The sequence below is a fragment of the Chitinivorax tropicus genome (genome assembly GCF_014202905.1).
Lineage (GTDB): Bacteria > Pseudomonadota > Gammaproteobacteria > Burkholderiales > SCOH01 > Chitinivorax > Chitinivorax tropicus.
In genome coordinates, this window is sequence record NZ_JACHHY010000014.1 from 101,733 (window position 1) to 118,315 (window position 16,583).

A 16,583-nucleotide genomic window follows, 5' to 3' on the forward strand; every position below is an offset into this window, starting at 1 on the left:
TCATATAAAAGATATAGATAAAAATCTATGAATGCGACTTTTCGACAATTGCAGCTGTTCACTGCATTGGCTGAGCACGGCAGCATCAGTGCGGCGGCGCGTGCTTGTCATGTCACGCAGCCGACGGTATCCATGCAATTGCGGGAGCTGAGTGACAGCATTGGTTTGCCGCTGTATGAGGTGATCGGGAAGCGGATTTTCCTGACCGAGGCGGGCGAGCATTTGCTGGCCTCGGCGCGGGTCATGTTTGATGAGTGGTCGGCCCTGGCGCAGCGGATTGATGCTTTACGTGGGTTGCAGCGTGGCACGTTACGTGTGGCATTCGTCAGCACGGCCAAATACTTTGTTCCCAACCTGCTTGGTGCCTTCTGCCGCCAGTATCCAGAGGTGGATGTGCGGCTGTCGGTATTGAATCGGGAAGGTGTGCTGCAACGGTTGCGAGCCAATGCTGACGATCTTTACGTGATGTCGCAGCCGCCGGATGACATCGATGTGAAGCGGGAGGCGTTTCTGGCCAATCCGATGGTGGTGATCGCCAGCCGGGATCACCCTTTGGCAAATCAGAGCAGTATTCTGCCCACGGTGTTGCTGAAAGAGCGTTTCATCTTACGCGAAGTAGGCTCGGCCACCCGCCATGCTTGTGATCGGCATTTCCGTGCATTGGGCCTGGCGCCCTCTGTCAGGCTGGAGCTGGGCAGCAATGAGGCCATCAAGCATTCTGTCTCGGCTGGGCTGGGCATCTCGGTGCTGTCCCGTTACGCGATTCACACGGATCCCGCAGTGGATGGGGTGGCGATCATCGATGTCGTCGGCTTCCCGATCCACGCCAATTGGTACATCGTGCAGCCCAGCGGTAAGTTGCTACCGCCGATTGCGGCGGAATTCCTGGGGCACTTGCGACAATATGTCGAGGCGGAGTTGCCGGTCTGGCGGTGAAGTCAGGGCCTAGATCGCCTTGCTCTTGAATTCGCACAGGTCGAGGATGACGCATTGCTCGCATGCTGGCTTGCGCGCCTTGCAGACATAACGCCCATGCAGGATCAGCCAGTGATGGGCGTCTTGCTTGAAGTCGGTCGGGACGACTTTCAGCAGCTTTTGCTCGACTTCCTCGACATTTTTGCCGGGTGCCAGGCCGATCCGGTTCGAGATGCGGAAGATGTGGGTATCGACTGCGATGGTCGGCTCACCGAAAGCCGTATTCAGCACCACATTGGCTGTCTTGCGACCCACGCCGGGTAAGGCCTCCAGCGCCTCGCGGGTGCGGGGGACTTCGCCACCGTGTTGTGCAAGCAGGATCTGGCAGGTGGCCAACAGGTTTTTCGCTTTGCTGCGATACAGGCCGATGCTGTTGATGTAGCTTTCCAGCTGCGCCTGCCCGAGAGCCAGTATCGCAGCAGGTGTGTTGGCGACTGGGAACAGCCTGCGGGTGGCTTTGTTGACGCCGACATCGGTGGCCTGCGCGGACAACAGGACAGCAGTCAACAACTCGAATGGTGTGGTGTATTCCAGCTCGGTGGTGGGATGTGGGTTCTGCTCACGCAGGCGTTCAAAGATCTCGCGGCGTTTGGCTGCATTCATGTCGGTCAGGCTTGGGTGGATGGTGAGGTGGCCGGTACTTGGCTGTCTGGCTGGTGGGTGGATCTGGCCATCCACGCATTGCGGGCCGCGATGATCAGACCTAAGCCCATGAAGGCGCCTGGTGGTAGCATGGCCAGCAGAAAGCCCGGATAGGCATCTGGCAGCACCCGCCACATCCAGCGTTGGCCCAGCTCGGTGCCTACGATCAGGTCCATGCCAGCAAACAGCGTGCCTTGCCCCAACAGCTCGCGTAGCCCACCCAGCACCATCAGTACCCCCGTCAGTCCCAGGCCCATCATCAACCCATCCACCATCGACGGCAGTACACGGTGCTTGGCGGCAAAAGCCTCGGCGCGGGCCAGGACGATGCAGTTGGTGGTGATCAGCGCAACAAACAGGCCCAGTATGGAATACAAGGCGGGGAGATAGGCTTGCATCAACAATTGGATGACAGTGACCAGGGCGGCAATGATCAGCACGAACACCGGGATACGGATCTCATGAGGAACCCAGTGCCGGATCAGGCTGACTGCGGCGCTCGATGTGGCCATGGCCAATGCGGTGGCCAAGCCCAGGCTGGCACCATTGACAACGGTGGTGCTGACGGCCAGCAGCGGGCACAGCCCCAGGAGTTGCACCAGGCCTGGGTTCTGCCGCCACAGCCCATCCTGGCAGATGTCGGAAAGGGATTTGTCGCTCATCGCGCTATTTTAGCGCAGACCTGCCCGGTGCGGTCGTTGCATGCTGGCGCACCGCCCCCAAGCGGTGCGCACCTGCGTCAAGGGTGGATTTTGAAATTGCGATAGATGGGCAGGGTGTTGAACCAGCGGTCAAAGATCTTAGTGGCTTCGCCGCTTTGCTCCATCTCGACCAGGCCGTCATTGATTGCTTTCAACAAGCGTTTTTCGCCTTTCCGGACGGCCATGCCGTAGGCTTCGAACGAAATGGCCAGTTGCGGGATTTCGAATTGCGCCTTATTGGGCATGCGGGCCAGCATGACGGCCAGATTGGGTTCGTCATTGGTGACGGCATCCACCTTGCCCTCGCTGAGCAGCTTGAACATCTCGGGCTCGGTGCTGACCGCAACGACTTGGGCTTTGGGCAGCTCTTTACGTAACTGGGTCTCGCTGGTGGTGCCCTTGACCAGGGCGATGTTTGCGTTGGCCAGCTGATTGATATTGCTGACGAGCCCTTTTTTCACCACAAATTTCTGGCCGGTGATGAAGTAACCAAAACTGAAATCCACGACTCGTTCACGTTCGACATTCTTGGTAAAGGTCGCGGCGACCATATCGACCTGTCGATTTTGCAGCACGGTCAGGCGGTCAGCCAGCGGGATCGGCTTGACGACCAGCTTGACACCCAGCTTTCTGGCGATGCCGTCTGCAAAGTCGATGTCATAGCCGGAAACGGTCTGTTTTTTGGGGTCCAGCTGGCCAAAAGGGGGGGATTCGTAGGACACGCCCACCAGCAAGGTGCCTTTCTGCTTGATGTCATCCAATGCATCCGCATGGGCGGTAGCGGTGATCAGCAGCAATGTGGAGAGTATGCACAATTGGTTTTTCATGGGATATCCTTTTTATCGACTGTACTTGCTGTGGTGCCGATGGGAAGCCTTACTTAATTGGTATAGAAGGTGATGCCTGAAATGGGCAATACATTATCCCAATGAAATGTGTGCTGACAGTGGTGAAATCCTTATCTTATGCGGAATAGGTAATGTATTGTCGAATAGGGCTGAATGGTAAAAAACAGCCGCTTGTCATTCCGCCCGAAACAGGGCTGCCCGATGGGTGATGGCGTATTGCTGTGCGGCGCCGACTGCTTTCAGAACGGCACGGGGGCTGATGGTGGCGCCTGCCATATAGTCAAACTTGCCGCCCGCTTTGCGGACTGCCCAGGTGGCGACCGGTTGGGGGGGCTGGCTGTCGAGCTGCCGTACCCAATCGGTTTGACGGCGGCCTTGGCTGATGTAGGCCTTGCCGAGTTGAATGTAATCACCCAGGCCGGGTGTTTCCTTGTGCCTCAATACCCGGACCCCGCTGACGGTGCCATCCGCCAGGATGCCGATCAACAAGGAGATACGCCCTGCATAGCCATCGGGCGCGGTTGCCTCCATCACCACTGCGCTGGGTTTACCCTGCCAGGTGGCAAGATAGCGATGGGTGGGGTGGTCATTGTTCAGCGCGGTGTTTTCAGCCGCCGACAGCGGCCTGGCAGCGCTGAGCAGGTCGTTGTCGTATATGCCTTTGGGGAGCACTTGGCTGATCTGGGCGAGCAGTGCCTCGCGTTCACCGGCCTCGATGATGGGCCGGGTGACCAGGTGTGTGGTGGCCAGCAAACCACCGGCCAGCAAAGAAAACAGCAGCAATACCAAGCCTGCGCGCTGCATCGAGCGCTGGGTGATGTTCACGTCTGGCCTCGTGATCTGTGGCCGAATACAGCGGGCTGTGTGTAATGATCCAACAAGGGGGCGCACAGATTCATCAATAGGACAGCAAAGGCCACGCCATCCGGGTAGCCGCCGAATACGCGGATCAAGTAGCTCAATAGCCCGATCAGCCCGGCAAAGATCAGCTTACCTTTGCGGGTGCTCGGGGCGCTGACCGGGTCGGTGGCAATGAAAAAGGCGCCCAGCACAACGGCACCGAATTGCAGGTGGAACCAAGGTGGGGCGAATCGGCTGCTATCACCCAGCCACAACAGGCTGGCCAGCGTGCAAAAGCCGCCCAGCACGGCAACCGGGATATGCCAGCTGATGACACGTTGGTGTATCAGCCATGCCCCGCCCACCAGATAACCCAGGCTGATCCAGGGCCAGCCTTGTTGCAGCGTGGCCGCTGGCAATGCCTTGGCCATCTCCAGCCCGCCATGCAGGCTGGTTTTCATATGATCCAATGGGGTGGCGCTGGTCATGCCATCCAGGCCGGCAGGATGCCATAGCATATGCAGCAGGGTGACATCGCCGCTGGCATGGGTCTGTAACGCCAGTGGGGAGAGCCATTGTGACATCTGTGCAGGAAACGACACCATGCACACCGCGAAGCCCACCATGGCCGGGTTGAACAGATTGTTCCCCAGCCCACCATAGAGCTGTTTGGTGACCACGATGGCGAAAAAGAGGCCAACCATCGAAAGCCACCAGGGTGCATTGGGTGGCAGGCTCAATGCGAACAGCCAAGCGGTCAGCAGGGCCGAGCCATCAGTGAGGAAGGGTTTCAGAGGCATGTTGCGCCATGCCAGCATGATGGCCTCTAAGCCAATCGCCACCAGGCTGCACCAGGTCAGTTGCAGCAAGATGGCGGGGCCGAATGCAAAGGCATGAGCGGCGATGCCGGGCACGAGCGCCAGCATCACCTTGAACATGATGCGTTGTAAGGGCGTGAAAGTGTTGAGCACGATGGATGTCAGCGTGAAGATGCAGTAACAGATGAGGTCAGATACCGAACCCGACGGCCAGCCCAAACATCGGGTCTGCGCCGCGTCGGCGGGCTGACCGATCTGGGAACATCAACGATGCTTTGAAGATCAGGAACTGAGCCTCCAGGCCCCGGTAAATGGCTTGTTTCTTCAGCCCCCAGGCTTGGTCATTGGCATGCCATTGGGCATAGCGCAATGCGCCCCATACCGCATCATGGCCTTTGGCGATGAAGCGCATGCCCACCATGTATTTGTGGCCGCCGGTACCCAGCTCGCCGCCAGCGATCAGGCTGGTGTCCGGGTCGGTCAACGGCAGCGCGGCACCTGCCTCCAGGCTGGCGCCCAGCGGGGCACCCAGCCAGACCCCCGCCGTGGCGTATTGAGTTGGGTCATTAGCCTGCGCAGCTGACATGAGCCCCATGAGCGCCAGCCCCCATAGCCCGGCTGTGCTTGATGTCATTTGGTGTCGGTTCGTCATGACTTTACTTCCTGCTGCTGCCCCACATCAATCAACTTGGGGCGGGTTGTCCGGGGTGGCCTGTGCGGCACGTTTGGCGGCGGCCCTGGCCATGGCGGCCTGAATCAGTGCCTGCTTGCCATCGACTGCGGGTGCCGGGGTATCGGCAGGCGTCGGGTTGGCAGGCGTGTCGGCGGCTTGGCGTTGGGCTTGTGCCCTGGCCAATGCAGCCTGAATGATAGCCTGTTTGTCTGCCAGTGCCTGTGCGGCTTCCGGATTGGTGGCCGCCTCAGCCTTGGCTGCGGTGGCCGCTTTCTGAGCTTCGATGGCTTTGGATGCCAGCTTGGCGGCTCGCTCGGCTTTGTCACGCGCCAGCCGCTCGGCCCGGAACTCATGCCGCAGGCGTGCCTGATCAGCAGCCCGCTTTTTGCGTTCGGCGTCCCAGATGTCGGCCTTGGCGGCCTGGTAAAACTGCACCAGCGGAATCTGGCTGGGGCAGACGTAACTGCAGGCCCCGCACTCGATGCAGTCGAACAGGTGCCATTCCTGCGCCTTCCCAAGCTGCTGGGCTTTGGCGAACCAGTACAGATCTTGTGGCTGCAATTCCGCCGGGCAGACCTGAGCGCACTCACCACACCGGATACAAGGCATGGCTGGACCTGGCTTGGGCAGCAGTCGGGGCGAGCCTGCCAACAGGCAATTGGTGGCTTTCACCACCGGCACGAAGGGGGAGGGTAGCTCGATGCCCATCAATGGGCCGCCCATCAGAATCCGATCCGTATCAGGGCGTTGCCCCGCCCATTGCATCAGCCAGTCCACCGAGGTGCCAAGCAGGGCTTCGACATTCTGCGGACGCTGGACATTACCAGCCAGCGTCACGATCCGCGAGATCAGAGGCTCACCCTGCCACACTGCTCGGGCGATGGCATAGGCCGTGCCCACATTGAAGCACTGTACGCCCAGCTCGGTGGCGCGCGTGCCGCCTGGGACTTCAATGCCGGTCAACAGGCGGATCAGTTGCTTGGCCCCACCGCTGGGGTAGAGCGTGGGGAGCGGGACGATCTCGATCTCACGACCCCCAGCGGCAGCGACCATCGCCGCAATCGCGTCGGGTTTGTTGTCCTCGATGCCGACTTTGACCGACCGCGCCTGCATCAGATGGCGCATGATCTCGATCCCCCCGATGATGTCCGCTGCCCGTTCACGCATCAGTCGATCATCGCAGGTGATGTATGGCTCGCACTCCGCGCCGTTGATGATCAGTGTCTCGATCCCCGCCTCACTGGGCGTACCCAGCTTGATATGACTAGGAAACACCGCGCCACCCAGGCCGACGACGCCCATCTCGCAGAGATGGTCGCGCGTGGCGCGGGGGCCAGCGGCCTGCCAATCAAAAGGTTGGCGTGTCTGCCAGGCATCCCGCCCGTCTGGCTCGATGACAATGCAGGGCTCAGCCAGTTGGGATGGGTGGGGTAAGGGCTTTGCTGCAATGGCCGTCACCGTTCCCGAGGTCGGCGCGTGCAGCGCTGCGGATACAACGCCATCGGCGCGCGCGATGATCTGGCCTTTCAGCACCATCTGGTCCACATGGACGCACGCCTCGGCGGCATTGCCCAGGTGCTGGCGCAAAGGTAGCACCAATTGAGGCGGCAGCGGTAAGGTGGCGATGGGGGGGCCATTCGATTCCGTCTTGTGCTCGGGTGGGTGGATGCCGCCATGAAAGCGGTGCAGGCGTGGGCTCATGTCCGGGTCGGCTCCTTCACCAGTTTCAGCGAGAAGACCGGGTAGCTGGGCTTCCAGGTGTCGATGCTGGCACCTTCCGCCACCATGCTGATGCAATCAACCGGGCAGGGGGCGATGCACAACTCGCAACCGGTGCATTCGCTGGCAATCACGGTATGCATCATTTTGGCACTGCCGACAATGGCATCCACCGGGCACGCCTGGATGCATAAGGTACAGCCGATACAGGTCTGTTCGTCGATCAGGGCAACGGCTTTGGGCTTGGTCTCGCCGTGCTCGCCATTCAGCGGCTTGTAGTCCAGCCCCGTCAATTCCGCCAGTTTGTGAATGCCCTCGTCCCCGCCCGGCGGGCATTGATTGATGTCGGCTTCACCGTCGGCAATGGCCTGGGCGTAGGGTTTACAGCCTGGGAAGCCGCACTGGCCGCATTGTGTCTGCGGCAGCACAGCGTCGATCTGCTCGACCAAAGGGTCTTCCTGCACTTTGAAGCGCACAGCGGCATAGCCCAACACAATCCCCAGCGCCAGGCCGATGCCACCCAATACCAGCAATGCTGTCAATAACGAGCCCATATCAATGCTTGACCAATCCGGCAAACCCCATGAATGCCAGGCTCATCAGCCCAGCGGTGAAGAGTGCGATGGGCACACCTTTGAATGCCTGGGGCACATCTGCGCCCTCCAGCCGCTCTCGCATCGCGGCAAATGCCGCCATGGTAAAGGTAAAGCCGATGGCGCCGCCGGCTCCCGCCAGCAATGACTCGACGAAATTGTATTGCTGCTGGACGTTCAACAACGGTATGCCCAGCACCGCGCAGTTGGTGGTGATCAACGGCAGGTAGATCCCCAGCGCTTGATACAAGGTGGGGCTGGTGGCATGAATGACCATTTCCACAAATTGCACGATACCTGCGATCACCACGATGAAGCTGAGGGTCTGGAGATAGGTCAGCCCAAATGGCAGCAGCACATATTGATGCAACACATAACAAGCGCCAGAGGCCAGGGTCAGGACAAAGGTGGTGGCCAGCCCCATGCTAACGGCGGTATCCAGCTTTTTGGAAACGCCCATGAATGGACACAGGCCCAGAATATTGACCATGACGATATTGTTGACGAATACCGTGCCGACGATCAGGAGAAGGTAGTGAGTAAGCGTCATGACAAGTGATTTGCAATCATGCTGGTGGCCGTTTCGACTCAGGCTGGCTCGCCCTGGTCATTATCGGCTTTGATGGGTTTGGCTGCAACATGCTGATTATTTGAGAAAATAAGTGATTGAAACCAGGGCGGCATCAGCGTGGTGTCCGGTTACGGTGAGCTGGGCCGGATCCGCTTCAGTCAACAATAGCGCGTCATGCAGGCCCAACGATAGCCCGCTGTCGGCAATGTCCAAACGCCCCGCCACAACGAACACCAGCAGTGCCTCACCCGTGCGGCACAGGGTCTGGGTCTGGTGCAGGGTGCGGCGTTGCAGCTGGTGCTGGCAGCGGTTGCGGCGGCTCATCACGTTGAAATCCAGCACGGGGCCGTCCGGAATGGTGGCATCGAATACCGTTTCGCCCGTGAAATCAATGGATGGCGCATGGGGTGTCAATGTGTAGCAGTGATCCTGTTCGTGCAGGTTGAGCCGTTCACCGGCAAGCAGTGTCAGCGACCGATCCAGGCCAGGAAAGGCCGAAAAAGGGCCGGGCTGCTCGATCTGCGCCATGCTTGCCCGCCAGTCGAGTTTGTCGAAATCAGCCCCAGGCGGCGATACGATAATGTCGCGCGTCTGCCCCCCGCCATTTTTCCAGGGGCGAACAGCATATTGATGGGCAAGCAGGATCTGCATGAATGACAACTCCGAGGAACAGGCGTATCAGCCCGCTGGCTGGGGGTAAAGATCATCGTTGGTTATTCGGCAACGAGAAACAAGTAATCCGGTTGATCAGCTGGCAATGACTCGATCTGCGCCATCAGGCTGCCATCATCGAGATCCTTGCACAACGCGGCCAGCCCTTGGCTCAGTTCGAGCGCGGTGATGTCATTGACAAAGGTGCCAATGGCCTCGCGGAAGTCGTCCTCCAGATAACGGGCGGGCTGGAACTTGGCGCTATATAGAAACCCACTGATCGGCGTGGCGATTTGTGCTGGGCGCGGGACAAACCAGGGGTGAATGTCCAAGCGGCTGAAACCCGCCTGGCGTAAGGTATCCCGGATCTGTGCCAAAGTCGGAAAGCGCTCCACCGTGCGTTGCATTGCCTGTGGGAAATAGCGACCCAGCCAGAACTGTCCGACGTATTCACGGCAGCTGGTGAACTCGACCAGGCGCTCGCGCGTGACACGCCGTAACTCGCGATACGCGACTGGGTGCTGCCGCCAATAATGGCTGGACAGGGTGCTGACGGTCACATCCACCGATTGGTCATCCAAGGGCAGGGCATGCACATCAGCCCGTAGCCAAGGTAGCTTGGGCGAGTGGCGGTAAGCCGCATGGAGCATCGCCGCAGAGTGATCCACGCCGATGACGGGAAAGCCACGTTTGGCCAAGGCCGTGGTGTAGCGGCCAGTTCCGCAGCCGATATCCAACACGCTGATCTGGCCATCCCGGTGCCTGGGCAGGTGGCTGATCAGCGGTAGCAGGATGCTGGGCGGAGCGGGTTGTGGGTCGATCGATGGAGCCATCTTGCATACAGCCGGTGGGTAGGTATCAACCGATGGCGCGGATGCATTCGCCAACCAGCTCCGGGCCACGATAGATCAGCCCGCTGTAGACCTGGACCAGACTCGCGCCCGCTTGCATTTTTTCGACGGCGTGGGCTCCCTCCAAAATGCCACCGACGCCGATGATCGGCAGGGCGCCATCCAGGCGGTTGGACAATTCACGGATGACGGTCGTTGACTTGGTGCGCACGGGCGTGCCGGATAGCCCGCCCTGTTCATTGCCATGAGGCAGTTGCTCGACACCGGCCCGTGACAATGTGGTATTGGTGGCGATCACACCATCGATCTGGTGCTGGATCAACAGGTCAGCAATCACGCCGATCTGCGGGGAATCAAGATCGGGCGCGATCTTCACGGTCAGCGGCACATATTTGCCCTGCTCATCGGCCAACCTGGTCTGCTCCGCCTTCAGCTTGCCCAATAGGCCAGACAGCTCATCGCTCTGCTGCAGCTGACGCAGATTCTTGGTGTTGGGGCTGGAGATGTTGACAGTGACATAGCTCGCCAATCCATACACTTTGCGCAGGCAGATCAGATAATCATCCGCAGCATTCTCGATGGGCGTGTCGAAATTTTTACCGATATTGATGCCCAGTACACCCTTATATTTGGCACGCTTGACGTTGTCGATCAGCACATCGACCCCCGCATTGTTGAACCCCATACGGTTGATGATGCCTTCCGCCTGCGGCAGCCGGAACAACCTGGGCTTCGGATTGCCGGGCTGTGGGCGTGGCGTGATGGTGCCGATTTCGATGAAACCAAAGCCCAGATCGCCCAGTGCGTCGATATGGTCGCCATTCTTATCCAGGCCAGCTGCCAGCCCCACCGCATTGGGGAAATCAATGCCCATGACCTTTCGGGTTTGCGCCTTGTCATGGTCGGCAAAGGTACGGGCCAAGCCCAGGGTGTGGAGCATTTCCAGCGCCCCGAGCGTCATGTGGTGAGCTTTCTCGCCATCCAACATGAACAGAAAAGGGCGGGCAAGGGCGTAAGCAGTGGTCATCATGGGCGTAAGTGATCTGACGGGCAAAACCGCCGAATTATAACGGAAGCACCACGTTGCGGCGCACAAAGTTGTGTTCCGGGGCCCCCATGTGGAGCGGGGTTACAGCACCAAAGGCCCCCAACTGCCCGACTGCAAGCCTTCGATGGGGCGGAAATTGACCTTGTATGCCATCTTACGGCAATCGCGAATCCAGTAGCCCAGGTAGAGATAGTGCCGCCCCAGCTTACGGGACAGGCGGATCTGCCACATGATATTGAACGTGCCCAGGCTGGCCTGCTGCAGATCGGGGTCAAAAAAGGTGTAGACCGAAGACAGACCGTCTTCCAGCTCGTCGATCAGGCTGACCATGACCAGCGTCCCGCGTTCATCGCGGAATTCGACCAGAAAGCTGGCGACATGGGTTTTCAGGATGAAGCTGCGGTATTGCTCGCGGCTGTCTTCATCCATGCCGCCGCCGGAATGACGGCTTTCCTGATAGCGACGATAAAGCTGGTAATGTTCTTCGCTATAGCCCAATTTCAGGATCTCGGCGCTCAGCCCTTGATTGCGTTTCCAGACGCGGCGCTGCGTGCGGTTGGGGGTGAATGCCTTGGAGGGGATGCGCACCGGCACACAAGCGCGGCAACGATCGCACTGGGGGCGGTAGGTGAACAGGCCGCTGCGGCGGAAACCCGCTCTGACCAACTGGCTATAGATCTGAGCGTCGATCAGGTCGCCCGGAATGGCCACCTGCGATCGTGCCATTTCATCGGGCAGGTAGCTGCAGGGGTAGGGGGCGGTCACATAGAATTGAATCAGCGATTGTCCGTGTTCTGACAGCTTGCTCATGCCTATTCTGCTCCCTGAATCAACACATTGTGTGGTTCAAATTGCCAAGGGCCGGGGCGATGCGAGCCCTCGACCAATACCTTGAGTCTAGCAGCGAATTCACTTCTCGCTATTTCCCGCCCGCCCAGGCTCGCCAAGTGGTCGGTACGCATCTGACAGTCGATCATGCTGAACTCCCAGCGTGCCAGTTGTCTGACCAGGTGGACAAAGGCAATTTTTGATGCATCCGTGCGTTTTGCAAACATCGATTCACCATAGAACATTTTGCCAATTGCCATGCCATACAATCCGCCTGCCAGCTCCCCGTCCATCCAGCATTCGATGGAGTGGGCAAAGCCCATGCTGTGCAACATGCAATAGGCATCGATCATGTTAGTGGTGATCCATGTGCCGCCCTCCGGGCCGCGCGGGGCGGCGCAGGCTGTCATGACTTCGCGAAAGCAGGTATCGACGGTCACGGCATAGGGCTTATTGCGTAGTGTCTTCGACAGCGAGCGGGTGATGCGCAGCTCGTCTGGGAACAAGACCATGCGTGGATCGGGGCTCCACCATAAAATGGGTTCGCCCTCGTTGAACCAGGGGAAGATGCCGTTCCGGTAAGCAGACAGAATACGAGATGCAGAGAGATCGCCCCCCATGGCCAGCAGGCCATTGGGCTTGATCAACGCCGCTTCCAGCGGTGGAAAATCAAGCGTAGGGCCTAACCAGCGGAGCATGGGAGTGCATCATCTCAAAAACTGGATTTACTACCCTTGGCCGGCTGGCAATCCTTGCACAGGCCATAGAGGTACATGGAGTGGGATTCGATGGCGAAGCCGTGTTTCTTGGCGATGGCGTCCTGACGTTTTTCGATTTCAGCATCGAAGAATTCCTCGACCTTGCCACATTTCACGCAGACCAGGTGATCATGATGGCTGCCCTGGTTCAGCTCGAACACGGCCTTGCCGGATTCGAAATGGTGGCGGACCAGCAAGCCGGCCTGCTCGAATTGAGTCAGTACGCGGTAGACGGTGGCCAGACCGATGTCCAGATCTTCGGCGATCAGCAGCCGATAGACGTCTTCTGCCGTCATGTGTCGTTGATCGGAAGTCTCGAACAGGTTGAGGATTTTCAGACGTGGGGCGGTGGCCTTCAGGCCGATATCCTTGAGATCGCTGGCTTTGCTCATTGGCTGATAGAGAGGTGAAGAATTTGGGTTATAGTATAGCGTTTTACATGGGTTTAGACGAACGGACACCTTGAAAATGCTTTTTATCGTGTCGGAGAGTGCCGATAGAGAGTCTTTTCCAGGTACCCGTCAGGGTGTTGTCAACGTTTTCACACTGCCTACGCTCAATAATGCAAAAACTGCTTTCCGTTTTGACCGCGAGCCTGCTGCTGTCTGCCTGTAGCTGGCTGACACCGTATAAGTTGGATATCCAGCAAGGTAATTACATCACCGAGGACATGGTCGCCAAGCTCAAGCCGGGCATGACACGCAATCAGGTGCGTTATGTGCTGGGCACGCCCATGCTTGTCGATCCCTTTCACGCCAACCGCTGGGATTATGTCTATCGCGAGGTTAGGGATGGCAAAGTCGTGGTCGAAAAACGCTATGTCGTGAATTTCGAGGGTGACAAGGCCACCAGCTTCGAGGGCGAAGTATTCCCGACGCAAAAGGGCTTCATTGCCGCACCTGCTCCACAAAGTGCACGTGAGCAGACATTGGAGCAAGCGGGCACTGCTGAGGCCGTCAACGCCCAGAATGACGCCAAGCGCGCGAATCAATAATTTCGGGAGTCTCAAATGAGTTTGAAGATCGCCATTGCCGGCGCCGGCGGCCGCATGGGCCGCACCTTGATCGAAACCGTGATGCAGGCGGAGGGCTGTGAGCTGGCCGCGGTATTGGAGCATGGCGGCAGCGCTTTGTTGGGCAGCCCTGCATCACTGTTGGCACCCGGCGCACCAGATACCTTGAAGGTGACGGATCAGCTGACAACTGCGTTGCAGGGCGTGGATGTCTTGATCGATTTCACCCGCCCCGAGGGGACATTGCATCATCTGACGGTTTGCCGTGAGCTTGGCGTCAACATGGTGGTGGGCACCACAGGGTTCAGTGATGAGCAGAAGCAGCTGCTGGCCGAGGGTGGGCGTGATATCGGGATCGTGTTCGCGCCGAATATGAGTGTGGGGGTGAACCTGACCTTGAAGTTGCTGGAAATGGCCGCCAAAGTGCTCGACACCGGCTATGACATCGAGATCGTGGAAATGCACCATCGACATAAAGTAGACGCGCCTTCCGGCACGGCATTGCGTATGGGCGAGGTGGTGGCCAAGGCATTAGGGCGTGATCTGAAGGATTGTGCGGTCTATGGTCGCGAGGGGGTGACGGGTGAACGCGACCCCTCCACCATCGGTTTTGCGACGCTGCGTGGTGGCGATGTAGTGGGCGATCACACGGTGGTGTTCGCGGCCATGGGCGAGCGGGTCGAGATCACCCACAAGGCATCCAGCCGCGCAACCTTTGCACAAGGTGCAGTACGGGCAGCACGCTTTTTGGCTGAACACCCGGCAGGGCTGTATGACATGCAAGATGTATTGGGATTCTGAGCATGTTGGCCCACGTGGGTTTCAATGTGATCAAACGGCCAGCCTTCGTGCTGGCCGTTTTGTTTCTTGTCAACGCCTGTGCAAGCGTGGAGCGCCCTATGCCAACCCATCCGTCGCCGGACATCGACAGCCTGTGGGATTACAATCAGCCAGCTGAGACGGCCACACGCTTTCAAGCATTGCTGGCCAGCTCGGATATCTCTCAGCCAGAGTACCGGTTCGAATTGACCACCCAACTGGCGCGCACGCACAGCCTGCGTCGCCAGTTTGCCGAAGCCCATGCTGTATTGGACCAGCTGGTACCGCAGCTGGAGCAGATGAGTAGCCGAGCCCAGGCACGTTATTGGCTGGAACGGGGGCGCACCTACAACTCGGCGGGCGAGCGTAGCCAAGCCATCGAGCAGTTCGAAAAGGCCTGGCTGGCAGCGCAACGGGCACAGGCTGATTTCTACGCCATCGATGCCCTACACATGCTGGCTATCGCCACGCAGGGAGAAACCTCGCTGCAATGGGGCCGCCAAGGGCTGGCGGTTGCACAGCGCAGCGGCGAAAAGCGGGCGCAGGATTGGGCAAGCAGGCTATGGCATAACCTGGGCATGACCTATCACAGCATGGGTGATTACCCACACGCCTTGCAGGCCTTCGAGGCGGCCTTGCCGTTATGGCGGTCTCAAGGGCTGAAGCAGCGTGAATTCGAGGGCCGCTGGATGGTGGGCTGGACGTTGCGGAGCATGCAGCGCCATCAAGAAGCACTGGCAATGATGCATATCCTGCGAGCCGAAATGGAAGCGACTGACCAGCCGGATGGCTATGTCTACGAAGAATTGGGTGAAAACCTGATGGCGCTGCAGCAGCCAGATGCCGCCACCCCTTGGTTCGCCAAAGCTTACGCACTGCTGAAAGACGACCCGGATGTGCGCGCCGAGCCTGCGCGGTTGGATCGGCTACGGCAATTGAGTGGGCGCTAAGTGTTGCTGGTGATTGTACCGAGTGGGGCTGTTGGACTTATGCTAACAACCAGCAACGCGCAATCGCCGTCGGTATCCGAGGTTGTGATCGGATAAAACGTACTTCTATAGAAACCTGCTGCGTTCATGTTACTGGGTGCGGCAGCGGGGAGGGCAGTAACCTGTGGCACAGTTGAACTGAAATATACGTCAGGCCAGCCGTTGCTGCCCGCATGGCGCACCATGCTGCTGAATCTGACGCAGGCGGAGGTCGTGGCATGAGTGGGAGTGGCGGCAGAGCAGAGGCGATCAGGGATTGGTAGCATCTGACTCACTGATACAATAGGATAGACATTAAGCTGGGATGTTCCGATTTTTCATTTTACTTCCGGCTACTACTGTTGTTTCGCCATTTCCTGCCAAGAAACAGCACCAACCCTGACGCTGCGATGAAAATAAATGCGTACAGTCCGGCATATTTGAAAAGTATGCTGGTAATCAATACTGCAATAATTGCAGCGACGATTAAGAGTAAACTATCTTTCACACCAGAGCCCTGCTTGCATACGCATAGCGCGTACCCATGTTCTGCCGATAGATTTCAGGATGCTTCATCAGATGATCGGTAATCCAGGGTTGGTTGTATCCAAGATGGAAAGTTTCATACAGCACGTCGCCAATTGACGTGCCACAGCTCATGTAGCCCCCCGTCGCAACGGCTAAGCTGCCAACAGCCGCACCGGCATAATATGAGGCGGACAGAGCACCAACTATGGCCAATTTTTCAAGACTTGTCGCTGCTCCGATCACTTCCATGACAGTAACGGACTTTCCAAATTTATCAATCATTCCAAGCAAGGTCGCAATGGTTGATGTCGCTGTGCTCTGGGTTCCAAATAAAGAATCAGGGGCTGGCAAACCCAAATCTTCCATATTTTCCTTGAAATATTTGAAGAAGTTATTGTCATCTTTGCATTGGGGCATGTTGTAGCTCGCGAATTAAAATCGAGATAAGTCCAAGCCTAGGCTAATGCTGATTGCATGTCAATTTTCATTACTTGTTTGACATGTATTTATATTTTTTGTGATTAATGATATTTCTTTATAATTAATAGCATGATTGATAAGTCAGTGCATGTCAGTGGCGATCCATCGGCCTATTTACTTGGGTTGCATGGTGATGCTTTTTATCGAATGTATATAAACAGTGTGCTTTGAGTAACTGATAAGACAGGCTGACGCCCAGCAATCCATCGTGCTGCCACATCCGCTGGTATGCCTGCATTGGCCCGTGCTGACAGTGAGCC

The 16,583-nt window shown here is 58.1% G+C and carries 20 protein-coding genes; 4 read left to right on the top strand and 16 right to left on the bottom strand.

Annotated features, from left to right (window positions below):
* Window positions 1-27: 27 nt before the first annotated feature.
* Entirely contained in the window at window positions 28-936 is a 909-nt protein-coding gene (locus HNQ59_RS12080; RefSeq protein ID WP_184039595.1) for a LysR family transcriptional regulator, read from the top strand.
* A gap of 9 nt (window positions 937-945) precedes the next feature.
* Here HNQ59_RS12080 and nth read toward each other — a convergent pair whose 3' ends face one another.
* From nth to fur, 15 genes are all read right to left on the bottom strand, one after another.
* Entirely contained in the window at window positions 946-1,578 is a 633-nt protein-coding gene (gene nth / locus HNQ59_RS12085; protein ID WP_184039597.1) for an endonuclease III, read from the bottom strand.
* Between the two features lie 5 nt (window positions 1,579-1,583).
* Window positions 1,584-2,279, bottom strand: a complete 696-nt coding sequence (gene rsxE, locus HNQ59_RS12090) for an electron transport complex subunit RsxE (RefSeq protein WP_184039599.1) — start codon at window positions 2,277-2,279, stop codon at window positions 1,584-1,586.
* Between the two features lie 77 nt (window positions 2,280-2,356).
* Window positions 2,357-3,145, bottom strand: coding sequence for a transporter substrate-binding domain-containing protein (locus HNQ59_RS12095; protein ID WP_184039600.1), 789 nt, complete (start codon window positions 3,143-3,145; stop codon window positions 2,357-2,359).
* 195 nt (window positions 3,146-3,340) lie between these two features.
* Window positions 3,341-3,991, bottom strand: a complete 651-nt coding sequence (gene rsxG / locus HNQ59_RS12100) for an electron transport complex subunit RsxG (RefSeq protein ID WP_343074253.1) — start codon at window positions 3,989-3,991, stop codon at window positions 3,341-3,343.
* Window positions 3,988-4,977 carry an RnfABCDGE type electron transport complex subunit D gene (locus tag HNQ59_RS12105; RefSeq protein WP_343074254.1) on the bottom strand — a complete coding sequence of 330 codons (990 nt, stop codon included), beginning with the start codon at window positions 4,975-4,977 and terminating at the stop codon, window positions 3,988-3,990. The genes rsxG and HNQ59_RS12105 overlap by 4 nt, the downstream gene beginning before the upstream one ends.
* A 37-nt stretch (window positions 4,978-5,014) precedes the next feature.
* Window positions 5,015-5,476, bottom strand: a complete 462-nt coding sequence (locus HNQ59_RS12110; protein ID WP_184039602.1) for a hypothetical protein — start codon at window positions 5,474-5,476, stop codon at window positions 5,015-5,017.
* Window positions 5,477-5,503: 27 nt separating this feature from the next.
* Complete coding sequence (rsxC, locus tag HNQ59_RS12115; protein ID WP_184039604.1) at window positions 5,504-7,198, bottom strand: electron transport complex subunit RsxC; 1,695 nt, start codon at window positions 7,196-7,198, stop codon at window positions 5,504-5,506.
* On the bottom strand, window positions 7,195-7,770 hold the full coding sequence (gene rsxB / locus HNQ59_RS12120) for an electron transport complex subunit RsxB (protein ID WP_184039606.1): 576 nt from the start codon (window positions 7,768-7,770) through the stop codon (window positions 7,195-7,197). Before rsxB ends, rsxC begins: the two co-directional genes overlap by 4 nt.
* A gap of 1 nt (window position 7,771) precedes the next feature.
* Window positions 7,772-8,359, bottom strand: coding sequence for an electron transport complex subunit RsxA (gene rsxA, locus HNQ59_RS12125; RefSeq protein ID WP_184039608.1), 588 nt, complete (start codon window positions 8,357-8,359; stop codon window positions 7,772-7,774).
* Window positions 8,360-8,455: 96 nt separating this feature from the next.
* Window positions 8,456-9,031 carry a HutD/Ves family protein gene (locus HNQ59_RS12130; protein WP_184039610.1) on the bottom strand — a complete coding sequence of 192 codons (576 nt, stop codon included), beginning with the start codon at window positions 9,029-9,031 and terminating at the stop codon, window positions 8,456-8,458.
* 62 nt (window positions 9,032-9,093) lie between these two features.
* Window positions 9,094-9,864, bottom strand: coding sequence for a class I SAM-dependent methyltransferase (locus HNQ59_RS12135; RefSeq protein WP_184039613.1), 771 nt, complete (start codon window positions 9,862-9,864; stop codon window positions 9,094-9,096).
* A 25-nt stretch (window positions 9,865-9,889) separates the two neighbouring features.
* The gene (locus tag HNQ59_RS12140) at window positions 9,890-10,912 is read right to left on the bottom strand and encodes a quinone-dependent dihydroorotate dehydrogenase (protein WP_246490973.1); all 1,023 of its coding nucleotides are present in this window, start codon (window positions 10,910-10,912) and stop codon (window positions 9,890-9,892) included.
* A gap of 99 nt (window positions 10,913-11,011) precedes the next feature.
* Entirely contained in the window at window positions 11,012-11,740 is a 729-nt protein-coding gene (locus tag HNQ59_RS12145) for an arginyltransferase (protein ID WP_184039616.1), read from the bottom strand.
* Between the two features lie 2 nt (window positions 11,741-11,742).
* Window positions 11,743-12,456, bottom strand: coding sequence for a leucyl/phenylalanyl-tRNA--protein transferase (gene aat, locus HNQ59_RS12150; RefSeq protein WP_184039619.1), 714 nt, complete (start codon window positions 12,454-12,456; stop codon window positions 11,743-11,745).
* Between the two features lie 14 nt (window positions 12,457-12,470).
* Complete coding sequence (gene fur / locus HNQ59_RS12155) at window positions 12,471-12,908, bottom strand: ferric iron uptake transcriptional regulator (RefSeq protein WP_184039621.1); 438 nt, start codon at window positions 12,906-12,908, stop codon at window positions 12,471-12,473.
* 170 nt (window positions 12,909-13,078) lie between these two features.
* Here fur and HNQ59_RS12160 point away from each other — a divergent pair, with 170 nt between their 5' ends.
* From HNQ59_RS12160 to HNQ59_RS12170, 3 genes are all read left to right on the top strand, one after another.
* The gene (locus HNQ59_RS12160; RefSeq protein WP_184039623.1) at window positions 13,079-13,510 is read left to right on the top strand and encodes an outer membrane protein assembly factor BamE; all 432 of its coding nucleotides are present in this window, start codon (window positions 13,079-13,081) and stop codon (window positions 13,508-13,510) included.
* 15 nt (window positions 13,511-13,525) lie between these two features.
* A complete protein-coding gene (gene dapB / locus HNQ59_RS12165) occupies window positions 13,526-14,329 on the top strand; it encodes a 4-hydroxy-tetrahydrodipicolinate reductase (RefSeq protein WP_184039625.1) in 804 nt (267 codons plus the stop codon).
* A gap of 98 nt (window positions 14,330-14,427) precedes the next feature.
* Window positions 14,428-15,297, top strand: coding sequence for a tetratricopeptide repeat protein (locus tag HNQ59_RS12170; RefSeq protein ID WP_184039627.1), 870 nt, complete (start codon window positions 14,428-14,430; stop codon window positions 15,295-15,297).
* Between the two features lie 522 nt (window positions 15,298-15,819).
* Here the strand turns inward: HNQ59_RS12170 and HNQ59_RS12175 are convergent.
* Window positions 15,820-16,260, bottom strand: a complete 441-nt coding sequence (locus tag HNQ59_RS12175) for a hypothetical protein (RefSeq protein ID WP_184039629.1) — start codon at window positions 16,258-16,260, stop codon at window positions 15,820-15,822.
* Between the last annotated feature and the right edge of the window lie 323 nt (window positions 16,261-16,583).